The sequence below is a fragment of the Flavobacterium zhoui genome (genome assembly GCF_042787235.1).
GTDB classification, from domain to species: Bacteria; Bacteroidota; Bacteroidia; order Flavobacteriales; family Flavobacteriaceae; genus Flavobacterium; species Flavobacterium zhoui.
This window is the reverse complement of sequence record NZ_JBHZPY010000004.1, coordinates 240442-263462: the sequence shown is the minus strand read 5'-3', so window position 1 is coordinate 263462 and position 23021 is coordinate 240442. Positions and strand designations below refer to the sequence as shown.

Below are 23021 nucleotides of genomic sequence, written 5' to 3'. Positions count from 1 at the left end.
ATTCAAAATGAAATTGTTTGCTTTGAAAAAAGGACACACCCCTAACCCCTCTGAAGAGGGGAATATGATCCGTAATATTTAGGCGTTCTGAATTCAAAATGAAATTGTTTGCTTTGAAAAAAGGACACACCCCTAACCCCTCTGAAGAGGGGAATATGATCCGTAATATTTAGGCGTTCTGAATTCAAAATGAAATTGTTTGCTTTGAAAAAAGGACACACCCCTAACCCCTCTCGAGAGGGGAATACGACCCTGGAATCGATGGTGTTTTAGGATTCAAAGGAACACACGCTTAACCCCTATAACTCCAGTTGTTATTTAATTTTGGAGTCGTTGAATCTTTGATTTCAAGAGGGGAATACGGTCCCGGAATCAATGGTGTTTTAGGACTCGAAGGAACATACCCCTAACCCCTATAACTCCAGTTGTTATTTAATTTTGGAGTCGTTGAATCTTTGATTTCAAGAGGGGAATTCGATCGTGTAATTAATGCTGTTTTTAGGACTCGAAGGAACATAGCGTTTCCTAAATAGTAGTGCATACTTTGAGATCAAGATATTTCCAAGCTATATGATTATAAATTATTATCAGTATTAAAAAATCAAGTTATATATAGCTGTAATTCCACTTCTCAATTCCCCTCTAGAGAGGGGTTAGGGGTGTGTTTTTCATACTCATAAATATAAAACTCGATAGCTCTTATAACATTCTCCATATCCTTCAGGACCTGTTCATCACTAAATCGTAAAATGGTAATCCCGAATTCATTCATTCGCTTTTCTTTTATACAATCTTTATTATACACTTCTAAAAACTCATGAGAATAGCCATCTACTTCTATCCCTAACATTAATTCATAACAGAAAAAATCTAAAATAAAATTATCAATTGGTTTTTGCCTATGAAAATCATAACCGTACATCTGCTTAGCCTTTAATTTTAACCACAAAAAAATTTCTGTTTCAGTCGAATTATTTCGAAGTTGTCGGGCAAATTCTTTGAGTTTAGGGTTGTAAGGTATGATTTTTCTTTTGGGCATAGTGGCTCTATAAACGTTTTTGATACGTTAAAAATAAGGTTTTTAATTATAGTGTTATGTCTTAAAAATGAAATTGTTTGCTTTGAAAAAAGGACACACCCCTAACCCCTATAACTCCAGTTATTATTTAATTTTGGAGTCGTTGAATCTTTGATTTCAAGAGGGGAATACGACCCTGGAATCGATGGTGTTTTAGGATTCAAAGGAACACACTCCTAACCCCTATAACTCCGGTTTTTATTTAATTTTGGAGTCGTTGAATCTTCGATTCACACACCCCTAACCCCTCTCGAGAGGGGAATACGGTCCCGGAATTAATGGTGTTTTAGGATTCAAAATGAAATTGTTTGCTTTGAAAAAAGGACACACCCCTAGCCCCTATAACTCCAGTTATTATTTAATTTTGGAGTCGTTGAATCTTCGATTTCAAGAGGGGAATACGATCGTGTAATTAATGCTGTTTTTAGGACTCGAAGGAACATAGCGTTTCCTATATCGTAGCGTAGTGCATACTTTGAGATCAAGATATTTCCAAGCTATATGATTATAAATTATTATCAGTATTAAAAAATCAAGTTATATATAGCTGTAATTCCACTTCTCAATTCCCCTCTAGAGAGGGGTTAGGGGTGTGTTTTTCATACTCATAAATATAAAACTCGATAGCTCTTATAACATTCTCCATATCCTTCAGGACCTGTTCATCACTAAATCGTAAAATGGTAATCCCGAATTCATTCATTCGCTTTTCTTTTATACAATCTTTATTATACACTTCTAAAAACTCATGAGAATAGCCATCTACTTCTATCCCTAACATTAATTCATAACAGAAAAAATCTAAAATAAAATTATCAATTGGTTTTTGCCTATGAAAATCATAACCGTACATCTGCTTAGCCTTTAATTTTAACCACAAAAAAATTTCTGTTTCAGTCGAATTATTTCGAAGTTGTCGGGCAAATTCTTTGAGTTTAGGGTTGTAAGGTATGATTTTTCTTTTGGGCATAGTGGCTCTATAAACGTTTTTGATACGTTAAAAATAAGGTTTTTAATTATAGTGTTATGTCTTAAAAATGAAATTGTTTGCTTTGAAAAAAGGACACACCCCTAACCCCTCTCGAGAGGGGAATACGATCCTGGAATCAATGGTGTTTTAGGATTCAAAGGAACACACTCCTAACCCCTATAACTCCAGTTGTTATTTAATTTTGGAGTCGTTGAATCTTTGATTTCAAGAGGGGAATACGGTCCCGGAATCAATGGTGTTTTAGGATTCAAAGGAACACACCCCTAACCCCTCTCGAGAGGGGAATACGATCCTGGAATCGATGGTGTTTTAGGATTCAAAGGAACACACCCCTAACCCCTCTCGAGAGGGGAATACGATCCTGGAATCGATGGTGTTTTAGGATTCAAAGGAACACACCCCTAACCCCTATAACTCCAGTTGTTATTTAATTTTGGAGTCGTTGAATCTTCGATTCACACACCCCTAACCCCTCTCGAGAGGGGAATACGGTCCCGGAATCAATGGTGTTTTAGGATTCAAAGGAACACACTCCTAACCCCTATAACTCCGGTTTTTATTTAATTTTGGAGTCGTTGAATCTTTGATTTCAAGAGGGGAATACGGTCCCGGAATCTTTAGGGGTTTTGAATTCAAAATGAAATTGTTTGCTTTGCTATCGAACAACGAAAATCGAAGAGAACTACTGTCCCCTGTAAAACAACACCGTAGTAATAGTCTTAAACGCAATACTCAAGTCAAGGAAAACACTCCTGTGCTTGATATAATAGAGATCGTATTGCAGCTTTATCAAACTGTCGTCAATCGTATCACCATAAGAATAATTGACCTGAGCCCAACCCGTTAAACCCGGTTTTATGATGTGTCTGGTTTCATAAAAAGGCATTACCTCAGCTATTTCCTTTACAAAAAAGGGACGCTCGGGACGAGGACCTATAACGGCCATATCGCCTTTAAGAATATTGATAAATTGGGGAAATTCATCGATTCTGGATTTTCTTAAAAATTTTCCAAAAAGAGTTATTCTGGAATCATTGACTGTAGTAAAAACGGCACCATTATTTTCGGCATTACAAATCATAGTCCGAAATTTTAAAATTTTAAATACCACTCCATCTTTACCCACCCGTTCTTGGGTATAAAATAACTTTCCTCTGTTCCCTATGGCATTACCTACCACTATTATTGGCAACGATAGCAGACCAACCGACAATCCGACGACGGAAACACCGATTTCAAAAAACCTAATGAGTAATAGATACAGCTTATTGTGATTGCTTCTGCTGAAAGGGAAATAACGGTAAAAATCTTTGGACATATAATGCACCGGAATGCGCTGTGTTTTACTTTCATACACCTGGGTATACTCCCTGATTATGCTGCCCGACTCTAATAAGTGAAGCAGTTGCTGGTACAATTCAGGAGTAATTCCTTCCGTTTTTTGGGAGGCGATCACAATTTCAGAAATGGAATTTTCTTTTACAAAGGGAAATAAAGCCTGTCTTTTTATTTGTTGTACATAGTGATAGGCAGTTGTGTCTTCCTCGGCAGTATCGGCGCTAACGAAAGCAACGATTTTATAATGCGGATCTATGTTCTCCAACCCCAAAATTAACTCTTCTACCTGCTCCTGATCACATATTAATAAAGCATTTTGAAGAAAGCGATTGGATGCTAAAAACTTCACATAAAACATACGCCACAAAAACAAAGACATAAAGACAACCAGATACAACAATAAGATCTGTATTCTTTTGGAGGGTAATTCAGGAGAAAAAAAAGGGGTCAGCAGATAAATGGAAACCGTAGTAGTGGCTGTGAGTATAGCACTTCTTGACACTTGATAATGATTGCTGGCCACTTGCAGATTATACATTTCGAATATCGTACCGAAAAGGCTGATATAAAGCACCAATACTACAGTCCAGTAAAAATTCGCCATTATGATCGTAAAATAATCAAAATCAAAAAAGTGCCCTACGAGAAACAAAGCCATCAAAATAAATAAAATATCAAACAGGCGAAGAATCATCTTCCTTTCTGATATTTCAAAGTGCATTTTGCCTACTGCTAACATGTTTCTGTTTCTGATTAGAGGTGCAATTTAGCCATTTTGAGCTCATATCATTCTAAGAAATGTTAATTTTTTTAACAAAATTATTTTTTTAACGAAGTAATTTATTTGATGGTGGAGAATTAGCAATGCCCAAAATCCTCATTTGAGCCCGAACATCGTTTTTCGTCCATCGAACATCGTTTATCGTTTTTCGTCGATCGTTTTTCGTCGATCGTTTTTCGTCGATCGAATATCGAACATCGTTTTTCGTCCATCGTTTTTCGAATATCGAATATCGAATACCGAACATCGAATATCGTTTTTCGTCCATCGTCCATCGTCCATCGTTTTTCGTCGATCGTTTTTCGTCCATCGAATATCGAGCATCGTTTTTCGTCGATTGAAGATCGAATATCGAAAATTGTTTTTCGTCCATCGAATTTCGTCCATCGAATATCAAATATCGAGCATCGAATATCGAACATCGAATATCGTTTTTCGTCCATCGAATATCGTCCATCGAATATCGAGCATCGTTTTTCGTCAAACTAAAACAACTGACCACTGATTACTGAACACTCTTTCAGAAACTGACCACTGATTACTGAATACTGAACACTCTTTCAGAAACTGACCACTGATTACTGAATACTGACCACTCTTTCAGAAACTGACCACTGATTACTGAATACTGAACACTCTTTCAGAAACTGACCACTCTTTCAGAAACTGACCACTGATCACTGAACACTGATCACTGAATACTGATCACTGATCACTGAACACTGAACACTCTTTCAGAAACTGATCACTGATTACTGAATACTGAACACTCTTTCAGAAACTGATCACTTCCTTTAAAACTCTAACTTCTTCTTTCTTAATTCGAAATTTTGTCCAAGATAAACACGACGTACCATTTCATCTTCTACCAATTCTTCCGGGATACCGGCTTTTAGGATTCCGCCTTCAAACATTAAATAGGTTTTGTCTGTAATAGCCAATGTTTCCTGTACGTTGTGGTCGGTTATAAGGATGCCAATATTTTTATTTTTTAGTTGTGCTACAATCCGTTGAATATCCTCTACAGCGACCGGATCGACACCTGCAAAAGGTTCATCGAGTAGGATGAATTTTGGGTCGGTGGCAAGACAGCGTGCAATTTCGGTACGACGACGCTCTCCACCCGAAAGTAAATCACCTCTGTTGGTTCGGATGTGCTCTAAACTAAACTCTTCGATTAAGCTTTCCATTTTGGCAACCTGTTCTTCTTTTGAAAGTTTGGTCAATTGTAAAACGCTCAAGATATTATCTTCGATACTTAGTTTTCTAAAAACAGATGCTTCCTGCGCCAGATAGCCAATTCCCTGTTGGGCTCTCTTGTACATCGGGTAATCGGTAATGTTCAAGTCGTCCAGGAATATGTTGCCTGAATTTGGTTTTACCAGTCCAACAATCATATAGAAAGAAGTTGTTTTTCCGGCACCATTAGGTCCCAGCAGACCCACGATTTCTCCTTGGTTTACTTCCACCGAAATGCCTTTTACCACACTGCGCCCTTTATAGGTTTTTACAAGATTTTCGGCTCTTAATTTCATATTCTTTGGTTTAATCGTTTAACTGGTTAACTGTTTATTCGTTCGACTGCTTAACCGCGTCAAATAAACGAATAAACAATTAAACGATTAAACTTCTTAACAAATTATTTTGTTGCGGTTTCTTCCAGTGCTTCCCAGAATTCATAGGCTCTGCGCAAGTGAGGTACTACAATAGTTCCTCCTACAAGTGTCGCGATTCCCATAGCTTCCATCATTTCTTCTTTGGTTACGCCTTCTTTGAAACTGGTTTCCAAATGGTATTTGACACAATCGTCGCAACGCAAAACTGCCGAAGCCACTAATCCAAGCAGTTCTTTGGTTTTTACGTCCAATGCTCCCGCTGCATAGGCATTGGTATCCAAATTGAAAATGCGTTTTACAATTTTATTATTGTCTGCCAGTAGTTTTTCGTTCATTTTAGAACGGTACTCGTTGAATTCTTCTATAATATCAGCCATTTGATTTTTTTTGATTACGTACTACAAGTTTTGAAATTAGGATGCTCAATTCGTATATTAATAACATAGGGATTGCAACAATTGTTTGGCTAACCACATCTGGAGGGGTAACGATTGCGGCAACAATAAGTATTATTATTACGGCATATTTCCAGTATTTTCTTAAAAAGAGGGGTGTTACCAACCCTAGTTTTGTTAAGAAGTAAATGATTATTGGCATTTCGAAAAATATTCCACTTGCTAAAACGGATGTTTTTACCATGCCTAAATAGGAATCCAATGTGAATTGATTTTTTACAATATCACTTACCGTAAATGTAGCCAAGAAATTGACTGACATTGGGATTACTACGTAATAGCCAAATAAAACTCCTAAAAAGAAAAGCAGGGAGGAAATGAATATAAATATTTTAGCGTTTTTTCTTTCTTTTTCATACAATGCAGGACTTATAAATTTCCATATTTCAAATAAAATATACGGAAAACTAAGGATAAAACCGGCCAAAAGACACATCCAGACAAACATGTTTACCTGACCTTCCATTTCCGTATTTTGAATGATAAAGGGCATTTCAGTGATACAAATACTGTCTGCAAAACCTAAAGCATGCGATAGGTCACAAAAAAAAGTATAGGTTATAAAGGTGGGCCGTGTAGGTCCAAATATAATAATGTCAAATAGGTAATCACTTATAAAGTACGTAAGAAAAGCCATTATTACTACAGCCATTGTACTTCGAACCAGTAACCATCTTAATTCTTCCAGATGGTCCAAAAAAGACATTTCGTTTAAGTTTTTTTTCTCTTTACTATTTTTTGCCATTATACTATTCCTTCTTTTAAAATGTCATGTAAGTGTAAAACTCCTTTGTATTCACCATTGTCCACAACAACCAGTTGTGTTATGGAAAAATCTTCGAGAATGTTCAATGCATCGACAACCATAGCTGTTGATGAAATTAATTTTGGATTTTTGGTCATGATATCTTTGGCAGTCAAATCAGCAAAGGAATCTCTGTCGTTCAGCATTCTTCGGATGTCTCCATCGGTGATAATTCCGATTACTTTGTTATCCTCGACAACAGCGGTTACACCAAGACGTTTTTCGGAAATTTCGAAAATCACTTTTTTGATAGGTGCCTCCGGACTGACCATTGGTTTCAAAGTATGTTCCAACATGTCTTTGACGCGCAGTAATAATTTTTTACCTAAAGCGCCACCCGGATGGTATATCGCAAAATCTTCTGGTTTGAAATCGCGTATTTCCATTAGGCAAACCGCCAGGGCATCACCCATGACTAATTGTGCGGTGGTGCTATTTGTTGGTGCCAAGTTGTTCGGACAGGCTTCTGCATCCACTGTGGTGTTCAAAACAAAATCTGATCCTTTAGCCAGAAATGAAGTCATATTTCCCGTGATGGCAATTAAGGTGTTACCAAAGCGCTTCAAAAGTGGTACCAGCACTTTTATCTCCGGACTGTTGCCACTTTTTGAAATACAGATAATGATATCTTCGTTTTGAACCATGCCTAAATCGCCGTGAATGGCTTCAGAGGCATGAAGAAACAGTGATGGTGTGCCGGTAGAATTGAATGTAGCGACCATTTTTTGCGCAATAATGGCACTTTTTCCTATTCCGGTAACTACTAATCTTCCTTTGGAATTATAGATGCTTTGTGCGGCGTTACTGAAGTTTTCATCAAGATAATCAGTGAGTTTCGCAATCGATTCACTTTCAGATCTAATGGTTTTTTTGGCACTTGCCAAGATATTTTCTTTAGTTATCAAAACAGAATGTTTAAAATTTGTAAGTTTAAAAGAAATTTGTATCTTTATGTGATGCAAATTTATACAAAATACCACATAATCAAGAATGAATTCAAACGAAATTGACATACACAAAGAATTAAAAAAATATTTTGGCTTTAGCCAATTTAAAGGACTGCAAGAACAAGTTATAAATACGCTCCTTAATAAGGAGAACACCTTTGTGATTATGCCTACTGGAGGCGGAAAGTCACTTTGTTACCAATTACCCGCTTTAATTCAAGAAGGGACTGCTATTGTGGTTTCCCCTTTAATCGCTTTGATGAAAAATCAAGTGGATGCCATTCGGAGTTTATCTTCTGAAAATGGTGTTGCCCACGTTTTAAACTCTTCACTTACTAAAACCGAGATTGCTCAGGTTAAGAAAGATATTACTTCGGGGTTGACAAAATTGCTGTATGTTGCACCAGAATCCTTAACCAAGGAAGAGTATGTCGCTTTTCTTCAAACCGTCACTATTTCCTTTGTGGCAATTGATGAAGCGCATTGTATCTCAGAATGGGGACACGATTTCAGACCAGAGTACCGGAATCTAAAACATATTATTAAGCAATTAGGAGATGTCCCTATTATTGGTTTGACCGCAACCGCTACGCCTAAAGTACAGGAAGACATCCTGAAAAATTTAGATATGACTGATGCAACGACTTTTAAAGCATCATTCAACAGACCCAACTTATATTACGAAGTACGTACCAAAACGAAAAATATTGAATCGGATATAATTCGTTTTATAAAACAACATAAAGGTAAATCAGGAATTATTTACTGCTTGAGCCGTAAAAAAGTGGAGGCTATTGCCGAAGTTTTACAGGTAAACGGAATAAGTGCTGTTCCTTACCATGCCGGATTAGATGCTAAAACCCGCGCCAGACATCAAGACATGTTTCTTATGGAGGATGTTGATGTGGTGGTAGCAACAATAGCTTTTGGAATGGGAATTGACAAACCAGATGTTCGTTTTGTTATTCATCATGATATTCCTAAATCATTAGAAAGTTATTATCAGGAAACCGGTCGCGCCGGTCGCGATGGGGGCGAGGGGCATTGTCTTGCTTATTATTCGTATAAAGATGTTGAGAAATTAGAAAAATTCATGTCGGGGAAACCCGTTGCTGAACAGGAAATTGGATTTGCTTTATTGCAGGAGGTGGTGGCTTATGCTGAAACTTCTATGTCCAGAAGAAGATTTCTACTTCATTATTTCGGAGAAGAATTTGACGATGTAAATGGAGAAGGAGCTGATATGGATGACAATGTCAGAAACCCGAAAACCAAAGTGGAAGCCATTGATGAAGTGGTGAAACTATTAGAAGTAGTTCGGGATACCAAACATTTGTATAAATCGAAAGAAGTGGTGTTTACGCTGATTGGTCGTGTTAATGCCGTTATAAAAGCACACAGAACCGATACACAATCTTTTTTTGGATGCGGTTCAGACCATGACGAGAAATATTGGATGGCCTTGCTAAGACAAGTTCTTGTGGCGGGTTATTTATCTAAAGATATTGAAACGTATGGAATCGTAAAAATCACCGATAAGGGATTGGATTTTATTAAAAACCGCGAATCCTTCATGATGTCAGAAGATCATGAATACAATGAAACCGAAGACGAAGCTATTATAACTGCAGCGAAATCTACGGGCGTAGCTGATGAAGCATTGATGGGAATGTTGCGCGACTTACGTAAAAAGGTAGCTAAGAAACTTAGTGTTCCGCCTTTTGTCGTTTTTCAAGATCCATCACTTGAGGATATGGCGTTGAAATATCCAATTTCTTTGGACGAATTGATTAATATTCATGGTGTTGGAGAAGGGAAAGCCAAGAAATATGGTAAGGAATTTCTAGAATTAATAAGCCGTTACGTAGAAGATAATGAGATTATCAGACCGGATGATTTGGTAGTTAAATCTACCGGAGTCAATTCTGTCAATAAACTTTATATCATTCAAAATATAGACCGAAAATTATCACTTGATGATATCGCTTCCGCAAAAGGGCTGAAGATGGACGATTTGATTAAAGAAATGGAACAAATTGTCTATTCGGGAACCAAGTTGAATATAAAATATTGGATCGACGATATGTTGGACGATGATCAACAGGAAGAAATTCACGACTATTTTATGGAATCCCTTTCCGATAATATCGAAGAAGCACTCAAAGAGTTTGAAGGCGACTATGATCTTGATGAATTGCGTCTGATGCGAATAAAATTTATCAGCGAAGTGGCGAATTAGTGGTCAGTGGTCAGTGTTCAGTGGTCAGTGTTCAGTGTTCAGTGTTCAGTAGTCAGTGGTCAGTAGTCAGTGGTCAGTTTTTAGTGGTCAGTGATCAGTGGTCAGTGTTCAGTGGTCAGTAGTCAGTGTTCAGTGTTCAGTGTTCAGTGTTCAGTGGTCAGTGGTCAGTGTTCAGTGGTAAGTGTTCAGTGGTTAGTAGTCAGTGGTCAGTGTTCGGTGGTCAGTGTTCAGTGTTCAGTGATCAGTGGTCAGTGTTCAGTGTTCAGTTTTTAGTGTTCAGTGGTTAGTGTTCAGTGGTAAGTGTTCAGTGGTCAGTGGTCAGTGATCAGTGTTCAGTTTTAAGGAGATTTTGTAATCTGATTACTGCCAACTAAAAAAGTTCTCCGCGGTGTGGTTTCAAAGCATCGCGAACGGGAATCATGTTTTCGTCCGTCACTACCATAAAAGCGATGGCTTGCATTTCTCCTTGAATTTCAAAACCCGTGATATTTACGTCAAGTTTTTCAATAGCAATGTATTCTTTCAAATGAATTTCGTGGTGCTCCGCAGTTTTTGCAGAAGCGGGTCCACGGAAATCCCATATTAGTTTTATTTTTCTAGACATTTTTCTCTAAGATTAATCGGTTAACTGCTTAATGGTTTAACTGTTTTGAAGCAGCAAAGTTACAAAGTCTAATTCGATAATGTGGCGATTTGAAAATTTGAAAATGCAATTTTCTATTCCACCTTTAGAATTCATGACAAAATACTACTTTTGTATCGGATTATTTTTTGAGTGTTTCAAAACAACAAATAATCTAGAAATCGAACAATCCATAAAATGCCTCAAGAACTTCTATTACAAGTATCGCCCGAAATAGCTACAAACGAATTGTTGCTAAAGGATTATTTAGCTAAACAAATTAAGGTTGCTGCCAAAGAAATCCAACATGTTTCTATTTTAAAACGTTCCATTGATGCACGTCAAAAAGCAATAAAAATAAATTTGAAAGTGGCGATTTATCTGAACGGAGAGCCTTTTCAGGAGCATAAAATTGAACTACCGGAGTATCCAAATGTAACCACTGCACAGGAAGTCATTGTTGTTGGAGCAGGACCAGCGGGACTTTTTGCTGCCTTGCAATTGATAGAATTGGGTTTGAAACCAATAGTTATTGAGCGCGGAAAAGAGGTACGCGGCCGTCGTCGTGATTTGAAAGCCATTAATGTTGATCATCTAGTAAATGAAGATTCGAACTATTGTTTTGGCGAAGGTGGTGCCGGAACGTATTCGGACGGAAAATTATATACTCGCTCTAAAAAACGCGGTGATGTGACTCGGATTTTGGAATTATTAGTGGCTTTTGGCGCTTCAGAAGATATTTTGATTGAAGCACATCCTCATATTGGTACCAATAAATTGCCGCAAATCATCCAAGACATTCGGGAGAAAATCATCGAATGTGGTGGACAGGTTTTGTTTGAAACCCGCCTTACCGATATTTTATTAAAAAATAATGAAGTGCAAGGCATCGTCACTCAAAAAGGAAATACGATTCTTGCCAATAAAATAATCTTGGCAACAGGCCATTCTGCCCGTGATATATTTGAATTATTGGATAAAAAGCAAATTTTTATCGAAGCCAAACCTTTTGCCTTGGGCGTAAGAGCCGAACATCCCCAATCGTTGATCGACAGCATCCAGTATAGTTGTGATTACCGCGGAGCGCATTTACCGCCGGCACCTTATTCTATTGTGAAACAGGTGAATGGTCGCGGTATGTATTCGTTTTGCATGTGTCCCGGTGGTGTGATTGCACCTTGTGCGACGAGTCCAGGCGAAGTAGTGACTAACGGCTGGTCTCCATCAAAACGGGATCAGGCTACAGCGAATTCCGGAATTGTAATCGAATTAAAACTGGAAGATTTTAAACCATTCGCCAAATTTGGCGCATTAGCCGGAATGGAATTTCAAAAAAGTGTTGAACAAAAGGCGTGGCATTTGGCTGGCGAAAGTCAAAAAGTTCCTGCACAACGGATGATTGATTTTACCCAAAATAAAGTTTCATCGGATATTCCGAAAACGTCCTATGTTCCCGGAACTACTTCTGTAGAAATGGGGCAAGTTTTTCCCGGGTTTTTAACGCAGATATTACGAGAAGGTTTTACCGAATTTGGAAAATCTATGCGGGGTTATTTGACTAATGAAGCTGTTCTTCATGCACCAGAAAGCCGAACATCTTCGCCAGTGCGGATTCCCAGAGATCCATTAACCTATGAACACGTTCAAATAAAAGGTTTGTATCCTTGTGGGGAAGGAGCAGGTTATGCCGGAGGAATTATTTCGGCAGCAATAGATGGCGAGAAATGTGCCTTGATGATAAAAGAGAGTATTGGGAAATAATTTTTTTATCGATACGAAATATTAACAATAATGAAGCAGCCCAATACAGGCTGCTTTATTATTTATCAATTATTATTATTATTTATTTTGTTGTCTGCCAAAAAACATATAATCCCTACGGGATATTTTTTACTAAAATTAATTGCATTTGCTACCGATATTTAACCTCTACGAGGTATGTTCCGTCGATATTCGGTATTCGTGGACGGTGGTCAAATGAATGGTGAACGGTATTTGTTGTTATCTATTATAATTATTTATTCTCTGTAATTTTAGAAACAAAAAATCGGTTATTTTTTCATGGGAGGTTTTATTTCTGTCACGACCAGTTTTATGGTATTCTTTCCAATGTTTTTTCCCATATGAGTAACGGGAGTGATATACAAAACATCTCCCGCTTTAAATTTGGCTATTGATGCGGGTTTACCTTTATCAGTAATTTCTAAAGTTCCATCCGTTAAAGCGTAGATAGTGTGATGAGGATGACTGTGCCATGGCATAACTTGGCCTGGAGCAAATTCAACTGACATTACCCTTACTTTATCATTGTTAAGAAGGACTTTTTTATACACTTTCGGACCCGCTTTCATAGGATCTTGTGCATGAATACCGGTGCTCATTATCAGGAATAATCCAATAAGCAGTGTCATAGAAATCATTTTAATTGTTTTCATTATTGGCGATTTTTATTGATTAAACATAGGATGGACAATTTTCTACTGTCCATTTTTTTAAGGTATATTTTGTATTCATTTTCATGATGCAAACACCGTTTTATTGCCATTCAAACCCTTTGTTTTTTAATTAAAAGAAACAATTAGGTATTGTCTTAAAAAGTAGGTTTGAATTGTGGCTTTTGGGGTTTCGCCTTTTTTAAATAATAGTAAGATCTTGATTTTTAAGCAGCTATTTTTTGAAATGAAAAAGCTGCTTTTTGGGGACAACTAATTTACAAAAAAATAATGATAACAATTTATATTTTTTGTAAAATATTGAAGTGCAGATTGTTAGTGTCTTTTTGATGCAAAGTTTGAAATCGTATTCTTTGGTGTTCAGGTGCGCTTTGTTTGCAAAGGATAGTTCAACCAGAACTTTTGTGGATTAGGTCTAAATAGCGTTTGTACTATAGGAAATGAACTTCACTTACTAAGGAATCAAAATAATCTTTCCTGTGCTTTTTCTGCTTTCCAGAAAGTCATGCGCTTTTTTGCCTTCTGAAAGTTTAAAAATGGTTGGCGGAGCGATAATAATGGCTCTGTTATTAATCCAATCAAATAATTGGTGGGCTCTTTTGATCCGTTCCTCTTTTGAAATCAGATAGCTCCACAAGTCACCGCCGGTTAAGGTTTTTGAAGTGTCCATCAACATTCTTGGGTTTACAAAATCAGGATCACCGCCTGCCATCCCAAAGAAAATCACTTGTCCACAGATTTTGGTTACTTCGAAACTATCGTTTAAAGTGCTGCCAATACTGTCATAGACTGCATCAACTCCGTTTGGACGAAAGGATAAAACCTGTGTTTTCCAATCATTAGAATATAGATAAACTTGGTCAGCTCCGTTTTTTAACGAAATCTCGGCTTTTTCAGCAGAGGAAGTTAATCCTATCACTGTTGCTCCGAGTAATTTACTTATTTGGGTGAGAAATTGCCCCACACCACCGGCCGAAGCGTGAATCAATACGGTTTCTCCTTTTTTAGTTTTGTGACTGTCGGTGGCTAAATAATGGGCAGTTAATCCCTGTAATAGGATTGTTGCCGCAGTTTCAAAAGGAATTGAATCCGGCAGTGGAATAGCATTGGTAACAGGAACGGCCACCAGTTCTGCATTCGAAAACGGAACATCTGCAAACGCAATGCGGTCTCCAACCTTGAAACCGGGTTGGTTGTTTGTGTATACGACAACTCCAGCTCCTTCATATCCGGCTATAAACGGAGGATTTCCTTTTAGGTGGTAATTCCCTTTTCGGCGGTATACGTCTGCAAAGTTTAAGCCAATTGCCCGCATTTCGACCAGTATTTCATCGCTTTTTAGTATTGGATTTGGTATCTCTATATATTCCAGAACGGCTGAACTCCCAAAGGTTGAAAAAGTTAATGCTTTCATTATTTAAGTGTATTTGATTCTTTTAAACAGCTAATTATTTTAGTGTAAAGTGTTTTCTCATCGATGGGTTTAGATACATAATCATTCATTCCCGCTGCTGTGCATTTTTCGACATCCACAGAGGTTACATCCGCTGTGAGGGCAATAATGGGAATGTTAGAGTTCATTACCTTACGAATGTGTTTTGTAGCTTCAAAACCATTCATTTCCGGCATTTGCAAATCCATCAGGATGAGGTCATACTTGTTTTCCTGAAGATTCTCAATGGCAATTTTGCCATTACTGGCAATCGTAACATCATAACCAAAGTCCAATAGTATTATTTTTATTAAAAGTTGGTTTAGCGCAATGTCTTCGACAACTAATACTTTGATGTTTTTTGAACTGTTTTTTTCGAGAGGAACCAGTTGAATAAGGTCTGCTGTATCTGCAGCTATGATTTCCGGAGCTGCATTTATTTGATCAAAAGTTAAAATAAAACCAAATGAAGATCCTTTACCCTCTTCGCTATTTACAGTTATTTTTCCTCCTTGAAGTTCTACCAGCTGTTTGACAATGGCAAGTCCAAGACCCGTTCCGCCATATGAGCTGCTAGTGCCTATTGCAGCTTGCTCGAAATTATTGAAAATATCAGTTAATCTATTTTTAGGAATTCCTATACCAGTATCGGTAATCAGGAATTCAACAGTTGCTTTTTTCGAATCTTCTTCCAAAAGTTTTATACGGATGTTTATTTTTCCTTTCGAAGTAAATTTTACGGCATTACTCATCAGATTTAGTATGATCTGACGTAATCGCATGGGATCACCTATTAAGTTAAAAGGAATTGCCGTATCATAGTCATTTTGTAATTCTAAATTTTTTTCCTTCATTTTTGGTTCAAACAAATGAAGCATTGTAGCAATAGAATCAGACAAATTAAATGCTGTTTTCTCAAAAGTCATCTTTCCTGCATCTACTTTGGCAATGTCCAGAATATCATTTATTAGCACAATCAAAGCATCTCCTGATTCTTTAATGGCATTAATGTATTCTTTTTGTGAGTTGTCTAAGTTGGTTTTCAAAACTACATTGGTAAATCCAATAATTGCGTTCATTGGAGTCCTTATTTCGTGACTCATGTTGGATAAAAATTGTTGTTTTGATTTTACAGCTTCTTCCGCAATCAGTGTTTTTTGGTCTGCCTTTATTTTGGCTTTAATCAATTCATTCTTTGCTATTACATGAGTGGTTACATCATGTGCTATTATGGTAACTCCGGAAATAGTTTCATCAGCTTCGTGATACGGTTGATACACAAAGTTGTAATATTCATTCACCAATATACCATTACGGAAAAGTGGCGCTAAAAATTCATATCCATAGAAGGGTATTCCAGTAGTGAATACTTCCTTTAGTAATTCAGGGTACTGCAATTCCCGGAGTTCCGGTAATATCTCCAGAAATTTTTTTCCTTCAATATCATTCCCTTTTCCCCATATTTCTTTAATACTGTCATTTGCAAGTGAGATTACCATGTCTTTGCCTTTCAATATTGCTATGGCGAAAGGAGATTTCATTAGCATCATGTTATAGCGTTTTTCACTGTCTTCAATCTTCTTTAGTGTTACTTTTTCTGCTTTTCGCTGTTCTGCTAATGCTTTTTCTTCTTTTGACTGAAGCTCAAATGCTAATCTTCTGACCTCTGTAATATCTTTAATAGTAAGGAGAATTAGTTCTTTATCCCGTTTCTTTTTTATAACCCGATTTGCATGCAACACCATTATTTTTTCACCAATACGTGGAAATGTGCGTTTTACTTCTAAATCTTGAAGAAGGATATCATCAGAGAATGTAGCAATTAATAATTCACGTAGTTCTGGAATGTCCCATTGACCATCTTGCAATTCAAACAAATGCTTTCCTTCGATTTCTTCTTTAGAAAGCTGGTGTTTCTTGTAAAATGAATTATTAGCTGATTTTACATAGAAGTCTTTATTGAGTATGATTATGGATTCTTGTATACTATTAATAATCGATTCAGAATATTTATAGGTTTCCTTAAGGAGTTGATTGTTCTTTTTTAATTTCTCATTATTAGAAATAAGTAATTGGTTTTTTGTAATATCTTCCCCATTCTGAATGATATATTTCACGTTACCAGCAGCATCTAGTATGGGAGAGTGGCTTACTTTCCAATATCTAACTTCAAAAGTACCCCCGTCGGCTTGCGGTTTTTTAATATCGTATTTTTGAATCGGTAAAGTATTGGTCACTTTATTTTTAATCACAGTATTGAAAGAGGCAAGAATATTTTTTTCTCCATCGGCATTAAAGTCGTCAGGGTTGCTGGGAAATACGTCAAAAAGATTTAAGCCTACTATTTTTTTTCTTTCCGTCATAGTGACTTTCAAGAAAGCATCAGTAGCGGCAACCACATTAAAATTAGTGTCTAAAACTATTAATAGTGCTGGAGAGAGATTGAACAAATCTTTATAATCATCAATCATAAATAGTCTGTTTTTTATTTTGTGCTATAAACATCGTTTTTAATATTACCAAAATCTTATGAAAACACAAAAAAAACTATTATGTTTCTTGGAGGATTCTTTGATTGAAAAAGCATGCGAAGTTGAGGAATTCAAAATCAAAAAATTCGCATTGTTTCTAATTATTATTTGACTAATAAACAGGAAATGTAATCAATATTTAATGATATCTGTTTAAAATTTGGCGTCTGTTTTATCGGGGGTAGCAACTTATGTTATTTCAGGCGTTTTTAAAAACGGAAGTCCGCAGAGTTGCATTTATTCTGGTGTATAATAGTCGACTTTTTAGTGTAAATGTTCTTATGCTATTTTGAAGTCGGTTGCGTTCCTTTGGGTTTATTTGTCCCAAATCTATTGTTTTTTTTAAATGTTGTATAACCGTTTGATAATCATGCCATTTTCCAAGTAGGGCTAGGACATCATTCTTATTTGACAGCAGTTTGTTTTTTTGGGCATATTTCAGACTCTTTTGATTGAATTGATATTCTTTTAGGCTTTTGCGCAGCGCATGCATTTGTTTCTTTTTTAAGGCTTTTTTATGAAGTAATTTTTCAATTTTAACTTTTTTTTTATCCACGTAGCGTTTTGCTGTTTTTTTGGTCGTTTTGGCCAATACAGCTTTAATTTTGCGGTACTTTTTTTGCAGCTTTTCAGCAAAAGATGGATTGATGATCAAAAAGAAATTATTTAGCTCTTGCAAAAGGTTCTTTCTTAAAGAACGCCTGTAGTTAGGTCCACAATCAGAAGTAGAGTGCTTGTCAAGCAAAGCGTTCTCAACTTGAAGTTCCCGTATTTTTCCAACCTGAGAAAAAAGGAGTTTAAAGGGTTTGAAAGTTTTTTTTCGATTAAAACCCGGTGCGCAAAAGTTAACTAAATTAAATATCGCATTTAATTTTTTTATTTCTAATCTAAGGGTATGAAAAGTATCTGGAGTAAAAGACTCTGGCTGTTTTTCTAAAACAGAGGTAATTGCACTTTTTCGTTTATTTAAATATTTTTTAAGCGCTTTCATCTGTTAGCCCATTATTTATTGATGGTTTACTTTAGAATAGAAAGAATGGAATGAGCTCTATTTTATTTGTGAGCGGTGATGGCTATTATTATTATTATTAGTTAGGAGAGGCGAACAAAATGATTGATTGAAATTTCGATTAAAAAAGATTAAAATAAGCAAGAGCAACTTAATTAAAAAAGTACCTTTAAAAGGGTAAAGAAGCTTGCTTACAGTTTTTTAAAATTTAATTTTCCTCCAAAAATTTCTTTTTTTCATCAAACTCTTCTTTTGTTATTTCTCCTTTGGCAAATCTTTTTTTTAGGATTTCCAACGGTGTTTCGGTTTTGGTTCGCTGACCGGGAAGGTCATACGGAGTTGCGAATATCCATATTAAAATGAAGATCCAAAATACCCACCAAAACATATGCATTCCCCAAAAGTGATATCCGTTATGCATAATTTATTACTTTAAAGTATTGAAAATCAGTATAAATATACGAAATTTTAGTACCGAATTAGTTTTATTGCACTCGAATTTATGTTATGACAGCAAAAAAAACGTCTCTTAATAGTATGAAGAGACGTTTGATTTAAGCTAGTACTACTTTATTTTTTTGCTTGCATTTCCATATAATCCAAAGTTAGGTTCGACATTACTTTCATTCCTAATACAAAACTACTTTCATCGATATAGAAGTCGGGCGTATGGTGTGGAGCGGTTTCAGCTATCGGTTTTCCTTTAGGAGCGCCTCCCAAAAAGAAGTAAAGACCCGGTATTTTTTCCTGGTAAAATGAAAAATCTTCAGCACCTGTAACAGCAGGAGTCAATAGAACATTCTCTTTACCTGCAACAGCCAGTAATGTTGGAAGCATTTTTTCAGTCAGTGAGGGGTCGTTGTAGGTAATGCCCGTTTTGTTGGTAATCGTCACATCGGCAGTTGCACCGGCACTTTCGGCTATTGCCGTCGCTATTTGTTTTACTCTGGAATGAACCAGCTGTTGTACTTTGCTATCTAATGACCGAATTGTGCCATTCATGATAAGTTCCTCCGGAATAACATTGCTGCGCACCCCTGCGCTTATCTGTCCAACACTTACAACTGCCGGAGATTCAGTTATGTTTACATTTCGGCTAATAATTGTTTGCAATCCCATTACGATCTGAGCGGCGGTAACAATTGGGTCAACACCCAGCCAAGGATAAGCACCATGCGTTTGTTTACCCATTATTTTTATTGTAAACCAGTCTGAGGCTGCCATTGTTCCTTTTGGACGGTACTTTATTTTGCCCACTTCTGTTTGAGCATTAATGTGCAATCCAAAAATAACATCTACTTTAGGATTAGTAAGAACGCCTTCTTTTATCATTAATTCAGCTCCTCCTTCTTCGCCCTCAGGCGGACCTTCTTCGGCAGGTTGGAAAATGAATTTAACAGTTCCTTTTAAGTCATTTTTTATAGATGCTAAAATTTCGGCAGTTCCCATTAAAATTGCAATATGCGTGTCGTGTCCACATGCATGCATAATAGGAACCGTTTGTCCATTGTATTCCCCTTCTGCTTTAGAGGCGAATGCAATATTCACCCGTTCTTTTATAGGCAAGGCATCAATATCTGCGCGGAGCGCCACTACCGGACCTGGTTTTCCTCCTTTTAAAATACCCACAACTCCAGTTTTTGCCACTCCGGTTTGTACTTCAATCCCAAGAGAACGCAAATGTGTGGCAATTTTTTCTCCTGTTTTGAATTCTCTGTTTCCTAATTCGGGGTTTTGATGAAAATCTCTTCGCCATGCAATAACTTTTGACTCTAATGATTCGGCCTTCTTGCTAACCTTAGTCTTGAGTGTTGTATTTTGTGCAGAGGCCATGCAGACAGAATAAAATAGTACTGCAGAAAGTAAGTTTTTTTTCATTTTTAGGTTATTGAAATAATTTGTTAAAAACAAATGGGTTTGGTTGTTACAAACAAATATATCAAATTTAGTGGACGGTTTAAGTATATTATAAATTGAAAAATTATCTTTAAAAAAAAGCGCATAAAAAAACCGTCCCGATTTTTGTTTCGAGACGGTTTGTTGTGAAAAATTATTTTTTCTTTTTCAATTGATCTTTAAATAGCTTTTCAAATTTTTCCATTTTGGGTTGAATGACCATTTGGCAATACGGTTGGTTTTTATTGTTAGCATAGTAATTCTGGTGGTAATCTTCTGCTTTGTAAAATTTAGTAAGCGGCTCTAATATGGTTACTATAGGGCTATCATAAATTTTTGCTTTTGTCAGGGCATTGATAATCTTTTGTGCAGCCATTTTCTGTTCTTGGTTTTTATAAAATATGGCGGAACGATATTGTGTTCCCACATCGGCACCTTGACGGTTTAAAGTCGTTGGGTCATGAACGCTAAAGAAAACTTTGAAGATTTCGTCTAAATTTGTAGTGTTTTTATCATAGGTAATCTGCACCACTTCAGCATAACCCGTTCTTCCCGTCGAAACGTCCTCGTAGGAAGGATTTGCATTTTTACCACCAGCAAATCCTGAGACTGCTGATTTTACTCCGTTTAGGTTTTCATAAACTGCTTCCACGCACCAGTAACAACCGCCGGCTAAGGTTATAGTTTCAAATTTGGATTGTTTTGCAGTTGTTGTTGTGTTTTGTCCAGCGATACTAATCGATGTCAATAGACAAATTAAAAATAAATTTTTCATACGTAGCTATTATTTGTTTTTTAATGGAATATGGTATCGCCATTCTTGACTATTGTTTGTGATTTTGAATCATGGCGATTTCATATTATTTGGTATCAGGTATAAAGTCCAGCGCAATAGAATTCATGCAATATCTTTTGCCAGTTGGTGCAGGACCATCGTCGAAAAGATGTCCTAAATGACCACCGCATCTGCCGCAAAGCGCTTCTGTTCTTTCCATTCCAAGGGAATTGTCTGTTTTGTAAACGACGCTGTTTTTATTGTCTTGTTCAAAAAAACTGGGCCAACCGCAACTGCTTGAAAATTTGGCGCCGGAGCGAAATAATTTATTTCCGCAGGATGCGCAGTAATAGGTCCCTTTTTCATCGGTATTCCAATATTTCCCTGTGAAAGGTCTTTCGGTATCGGCATGTCGCATTACTTCGTAAACATCTTCGGGCAAGACTTTTTTCCACTCGGCGTCCGTAAGATTTAGTTTTGTGGTATCTGTATTAGAGTAATACGGATTTCCTGATTTTTTGATTGGGCTTTCCATATCAGTAACTTTTTTAGTATTGTTTTGCTTGTTTGTATTTTGCCCACAGGCGGTAAACATAAATAATGGGAGTAAGAATAGTACACTTAAAAAACGGGTTGTTGTTTTCATATGTAGATAATATTTGTTTTTTATAGGAATATGGTATCGCCATTCTTCCTTCTTAATTGTGATTTTTGAATCATGGCGATTTCATAATTTTGTTTTTATACTACAAATGTAAAGCGGTTTTTGACTATAATATGTCGTCTGCTTTACAAAGTGATAGTGATTTAAGTAAGTTTTAACTATTGTTATTTACGAAAAAAAATCACTTTTGGATTTGCAATTGATAATAAGGTTTCGCTACAAACCGATTCGCATATTTATCAAGTGTTTTTTGAACCCCACTTTTTCATACGCTTTAATTGCCGAAGCGTTATCGTTGTAGACATCTAATCGAAGTTCGAATACATTTTGAGAACGGCACCAGTCTTTTAAAGACTCTATGATTTTAGAATTAACGCCTATTCCTCTGTAATTCAAATCGGTAAACATAAATCCTAAATAGGCATAGGTATCGTGGTTCAAATAGGGCTTTGGTGTGGCTATTCGTGCGTATCCGGAGCCGACAATCTCCAAATCAATTTCGGCAACCAATACTTCGATATGAGAAGCTGAAATCATTTTTTCAATATCGTAGTAATGGATTTTTTCTTCTTTTAAAGTAGGGTCAAAGGGCCGTTCGGCTGCAATAATTCCTTGTTCAAATGACAGGAGTTTCTCTAAATCGGTACTACGTGCTTTTCGGATAATTATTTTTTGCATTGTATTAATTGTCTTGGTTCTCAAAAGTACAAAAGAATCTGCAATTGGATCGTATTGCTTTTTATTGGACGATTCCAAAACAATGCTGCTTCAACAATTCGAAAGAGAAAGTTAAAGCGTCTTACAATAATTATATTTTTGTATTTTTGTAAGGCTAAAAATTCCTATGAAAGAAGAAAATGTAATATTAGTTAATGACAAAGATGAGCAAATTGGATTGATGCCAAAGCTTGAAGCACATGAAAAAGCCATTTTGCATCGGGCATTTTCTGTTTTTATTTTGAATAGTGAAAATGAAGTGATGCTTCAGCAACGAGCCAGTCAAAAATACCATTCTCCATTATTATGGACTAATACTTGTTGCAGTCATCAGCGCGAAGGAGAGACTAATATTGAGGCAGGAAGTCGTAGATTGTTTGAAGAAATGGGATTTAAAACGGAACTCAAAGAACTTTTTCATTTTATATACAAAGCGCCTTTTGACAACGGTTTGACGGAACATGAACTTGATCATGTTATGATTGGCTATTATAATGATGAGCCAAAAATAAATCGGGAAGAAGTCGAAGACTGGAAATGGATGAAAATAGAAGATGTAAAAATCGAAATGGGCATCCAACCTGAATTATACACCGTTTGGTTCAAAATAATTTTTGATGAGTTTTATCATTTCCTTGAAGACCATAAATTGTAAAAGGGGATTGTAGAACT

Annotated in this window: 21 protein-coding genes; 3 read left to right on the top strand and 18 right to left on the bottom strand. The window is 36.5% G+C overall.

Annotation, left to right across the window (positions count from 1 at the left end):
• Window positions 1–631: 631 nt before the first annotated feature.
• From ACFX5F_RS07205 to ACFX5F_RS07170, 8 genes are all read right to left on the bottom strand, one after another.
• Entirely contained in the window at window positions 632–1039 is a 408-nt protein-coding gene (locus ACFX5F_RS07205) for an endonuclease domain-containing protein (RefSeq protein WP_379851292.1), read from the bottom strand.
• A 601-nt stretch (window positions 1040–1640) separates the two neighbouring features.
• Window positions 1641–2048: an endonuclease domain-containing protein gene (locus tag ACFX5F_RS07200; protein ID WP_379851292.1), complete on the bottom strand. Its 408-nt coding sequence runs from the start codon at window positions 2046–2048 to the stop codon at window positions 1641–1643.
• A 703-nt stretch (window positions 2049–2751) separates the two neighbouring features.
• A complete protein-coding gene (locus ACFX5F_RS07195; RefSeq protein WP_379851290.1) occupies window positions 2752–4146 on the bottom strand; it encodes an exopolysaccharide biosynthesis polyprenyl glycosylphosphotransferase in 1395 nt (464 codons plus the stop codon).
• Between the two features lie 88 nt (window positions 4147–4234).
• The gene (locus tag ACFX5F_RS07190) at window positions 4235–4672 is read right to left on the bottom strand and encodes a hypothetical protein (protein WP_379851288.1); all 438 of its coding nucleotides are present in this window, start codon (window positions 4670–4672) and stop codon (window positions 4235–4237) included.
• A 310-nt stretch (window positions 4673–4982) separates the two neighbouring features.
• Window positions 4983–5723, bottom strand: coding sequence for an LPS export ABC transporter ATP-binding protein (lptB, locus tag ACFX5F_RS07185; RefSeq protein WP_073209735.1), 741 nt, complete (start codon window positions 5721–5723; stop codon window positions 4983–4985).
• Window positions 5724–5827: 104 nt separating this feature from the next.
• Window positions 5828–6181, bottom strand: a complete 354-nt coding sequence (locus tag ACFX5F_RS07180) for a carboxymuconolactone decarboxylase family protein (protein WP_379851286.1) — start codon at window positions 6179–6181, stop codon at window positions 5828–5830.
• Entirely contained in the window at window positions 6174–7004 is an 831-nt protein-coding gene (gene tatC / locus ACFX5F_RS07175; protein ID WP_379851284.1) for a twin-arginine translocase subunit TatC, read from the bottom strand. The genes ACFX5F_RS07180 and tatC overlap by 8 nt, the downstream gene beginning before the upstream one ends.
• Window positions 7004–7969, bottom strand: coding sequence for a KpsF/GutQ family sugar-phosphate isomerase (locus tag ACFX5F_RS07170; RefSeq protein WP_379851282.1), 966 nt, complete (start codon window positions 7967–7969; stop codon window positions 7004–7006). The genes tatC and ACFX5F_RS07170 overlap by 1 nt, the downstream gene beginning before the upstream one ends.
• 85 nt (window positions 7970–8054) lie before the next feature.
• Here ACFX5F_RS07170 and recQ point away from each other — a divergent pair, with 85 nt between their 5' ends.
• Complete coding sequence (gene recQ, locus ACFX5F_RS07165; RefSeq protein ID WP_379851280.1) at window positions 8055–10250, top strand: DNA helicase RecQ; 2196 nt, start codon at window positions 8055–8057, stop codon at window positions 10248–10250.
• Between the two features lie 370 nt (window positions 10251–10620).
• Here recQ and ACFX5F_RS07160 read toward each other — a convergent pair whose 3' ends face one another.
• Window positions 10621–10854: a hypothetical protein gene (locus ACFX5F_RS07160; protein WP_379851279.1), complete on the bottom strand. Its 234-nt coding sequence runs from the start codon at window positions 10852–10854 to the stop codon at window positions 10621–10623.
• 216 nt (window positions 10855–11070) lie between these two features.
• Here ACFX5F_RS07160 and ACFX5F_RS07155 point away from each other — a divergent pair, with 216 nt between their 5' ends.
• Complete coding sequence (locus ACFX5F_RS07155) at window positions 11071–12633, top strand: NAD(P)/FAD-dependent oxidoreductase (RefSeq protein ID WP_379851277.1); 1563 nt, start codon at window positions 11071–11073, stop codon at window positions 12631–12633.
• Window positions 12634–12923: 290 nt separating this feature from the next.
• Here the strand turns inward: ACFX5F_RS07155 and ACFX5F_RS07150 are convergent, their stop codons facing one another.
• The 9 genes from ACFX5F_RS07150 to ACFX5F_RS07110 all read right to left on the bottom strand — a co-directional run bounded on the left by ACFX5F_RS07150 (window position 12924) and on the right by ACFX5F_RS07110 (window position 22310).
• Window positions 12924–13307: a cupin domain-containing protein gene (locus tag ACFX5F_RS07150; RefSeq protein ID WP_379851275.1), complete on the bottom strand. Its 384-nt coding sequence runs from the start codon at window positions 13305–13307 to the stop codon at window positions 12924–12926.
• Window positions 13308–13779: 472 nt separating this feature from the next.
• The gene (locus ACFX5F_RS07145) at window positions 13780–14739 is read right to left on the bottom strand and encodes a quinone oxidoreductase family protein (RefSeq protein ID WP_379851273.1); all 960 of its coding nucleotides are present in this window, start codon (window positions 14737–14739) and stop codon (window positions 13780–13782) included.
• Window positions 14739–17228: an ATP-binding protein gene (locus tag ACFX5F_RS07140; RefSeq protein WP_379851271.1), complete on the bottom strand. Its 2490-nt coding sequence runs from the start codon at window positions 17226–17228 to the stop codon at window positions 14739–14741. Before ACFX5F_RS07140 ends, ACFX5F_RS07145 begins: the two co-directional genes overlap by 1 nt.
• A 259-nt stretch (window positions 17229–17487) precedes the next feature.
• Complete coding sequence (locus ACFX5F_RS07135) at window positions 17488–18279, bottom strand: hypothetical protein (protein ID WP_379851270.1); 792 nt, start codon at window positions 18277–18279, stop codon at window positions 17488–17490.
• 226 nt (window positions 18280–18505) lie between these two features.
• Window positions 18506–18718 carry an SHOCT domain-containing protein gene (locus ACFX5F_RS07130; RefSeq protein ID WP_379851268.1) on the bottom strand — a complete coding sequence of 71 codons (213 nt, stop codon included), beginning with the start codon at window positions 18716–18718 and terminating at the stop codon, window positions 18506–18508.
• 149 nt (window positions 18719–18867) lie between these two features.
• The gene (locus ACFX5F_RS07125) at window positions 18868–20175 is read right to left on the bottom strand and encodes an amidohydrolase (protein ID WP_379851266.1); all 1308 of its coding nucleotides are present in this window, start codon (window positions 20173–20175) and stop codon (window positions 18868–18870) included.
• A gap of 172 nt (window positions 20176–20347) precedes the next feature.
• On the bottom strand, window positions 20348–20968 hold the full coding sequence (gene msrA / locus ACFX5F_RS07120) for a peptide-methionine (S)-S-oxide reductase MsrA (protein WP_379851264.1): 621 nt from the start codon (window positions 20966–20968) through the stop codon (window positions 20348–20350).
• A gap of 85 nt (window positions 20969–21053) precedes the next feature.
• The gene (msrB, locus tag ACFX5F_RS07115) at window positions 21054–21614 is read right to left on the bottom strand and encodes a peptide-methionine (R)-S-oxide reductase MsrB (RefSeq protein WP_379851262.1); all 561 of its coding nucleotides are present in this window, start codon (window positions 21612–21614) and stop codon (window positions 21054–21056) included.
• A gap of 234 nt (window positions 21615–21848) precedes the next feature.
• Window positions 21849–22310: a GNAT family N-acetyltransferase gene (locus tag ACFX5F_RS07110; RefSeq protein ID WP_379851260.1), complete on the bottom strand. Its 462-nt coding sequence runs from the start codon at window positions 22308–22310 to the stop codon at window positions 21849–21851.
• Between the two features lie 166 nt (window positions 22311–22476).
• Here ACFX5F_RS07110 and idi point away from each other — a divergent pair, with 166 nt between their 5' ends.
• Window positions 22477–23004, top strand: coding sequence for an isopentenyl-diphosphate Delta-isomerase (gene idi, locus ACFX5F_RS07105; protein ID WP_379851259.1), 528 nt, complete (start codon window positions 22477–22479; stop codon window positions 23002–23004).
• Window positions 23005–23021: the final 17 nt, after the last annotated feature.

Excerpts from the sequence above, each read along its gene's own strand:
- lptB (WP_073209735.1), bottom strand. The coding sequence starts at position 5,723 with ATGAAATTAAGAGCCGAAAATCTTGTAAAAACCTATAAAGGGCGCAGT.
- recQ (WP_379851280.1), top strand. The coding sequence starts at position 8,055 with ATGAATTCAAACGAAATTGACATACACAAAGAATTAAAAAAATATTTT.
- ACFX5F_RS07110 (WP_379851260.1), bottom strand. The coding sequence starts at position 22,310 with ATGCAAAAAATAATTATCCGAAAAGCACGTAGTACCGATTTAGAGAAA.
- ACFX5F_RS07180 (WP_379851286.1), bottom strand. The coding sequence starts at position 6,181 with ATGGCTGATATTATAGAAGAATTCAACGAGTACCGTTCTAAAATGAAC.
- ACFX5F_RS07150 (WP_379851275.1), bottom strand. The coding sequence starts at position 13,307 with ATGAAAACAATTAAAATGATTTCTATGACACTGCTTATTGGATTATTC.
- tatC (WP_379851284.1), bottom strand. The coding sequence starts at position 7,004 with ATGGCAAAAAATAGTAAAGAGAAAAAAAACTTAAACGAAATGTCTTTT.
- ACFX5F_RS07145 (WP_379851273.1), bottom strand. The coding sequence starts at position 14,739 with ATGAAAGCATTAACTTTTTCAACCTTTGGGAGTTCAGCCGTTCTGGAA.
- ACFX5F_RS07155 (WP_379851277.1), top strand. The coding sequence starts at position 11,071 with ATGCCTCAAGAACTTCTATTACAAGTATCGCCCGAAATAGCTACAAAC.
- ACFX5F_RS07160 (WP_379851279.1), bottom strand. The coding sequence starts at position 10,854 with ATGTCTAGAAAAATAAAACTAATATGGGATTTCCGTGGACCCGCTTCT.
- ACFX5F_RS07125 (WP_379851266.1), bottom strand. The coding sequence starts at position 20,175 with ATGAAAAAAAACTTACTTTCTGCAGTACTATTTTATTCTGTCTGCATG.
- msrA (WP_379851264.1), bottom strand. The coding sequence starts at position 20,968 with ATGAAAAATTTATTTTTAATTTGTCTATTGACATCGATTAGTATCGCT.
- ACFX5F_RS07130 (WP_379851268.1), bottom strand. The coding sequence starts at position 18,718 with ATGCATAACGGATATCACTTTTGGGGAATGCATATGTTTTGGTGGGTA.
- msrB (WP_379851262.1), bottom strand. The coding sequence starts at position 21,614 with ATGAAAACAACAACCCGTTTTTTAAGTGTACTATTCTTACTCCCATTA.
- ACFX5F_RS07140 (WP_379851271.1), bottom strand. The coding sequence starts at position 17,228 with ATGATTGATGATTATAAAGATTTGTTCAATCTCTCTCCAGCACTATTA.
- ACFX5F_RS07200 (WP_379851292.1), bottom strand. The coding sequence starts at position 2,048 with ATGCCCAAAAGAAAAATCATACCTTACAACCCTAAACTCAAAGAATTT.
- idi (WP_379851259.1), top strand. The coding sequence starts at position 22,477 with ATGAAAGAAGAAAATGTAATATTAGTTAATGACAAAGATGAGCAAATT.
- ACFX5F_RS07205 (WP_379851292.1), bottom strand. The coding sequence starts at position 1,039 with ATGCCCAAAAGAAAAATCATACCTTACAACCCTAAACTCAAAGAATTT.
- ACFX5F_RS07135 (WP_379851270.1), bottom strand. The coding sequence starts at position 18,279 with ATGAAAGCGCTTAAAAAATATTTAAATAAACGAAAAAGTGCAATTACC.
- ACFX5F_RS07195 (WP_379851290.1), bottom strand. The coding sequence starts at position 4,146 with ATGTTAGCAGTAGGCAAAATGCACTTTGAAATATCAGAAAGGAAGATG.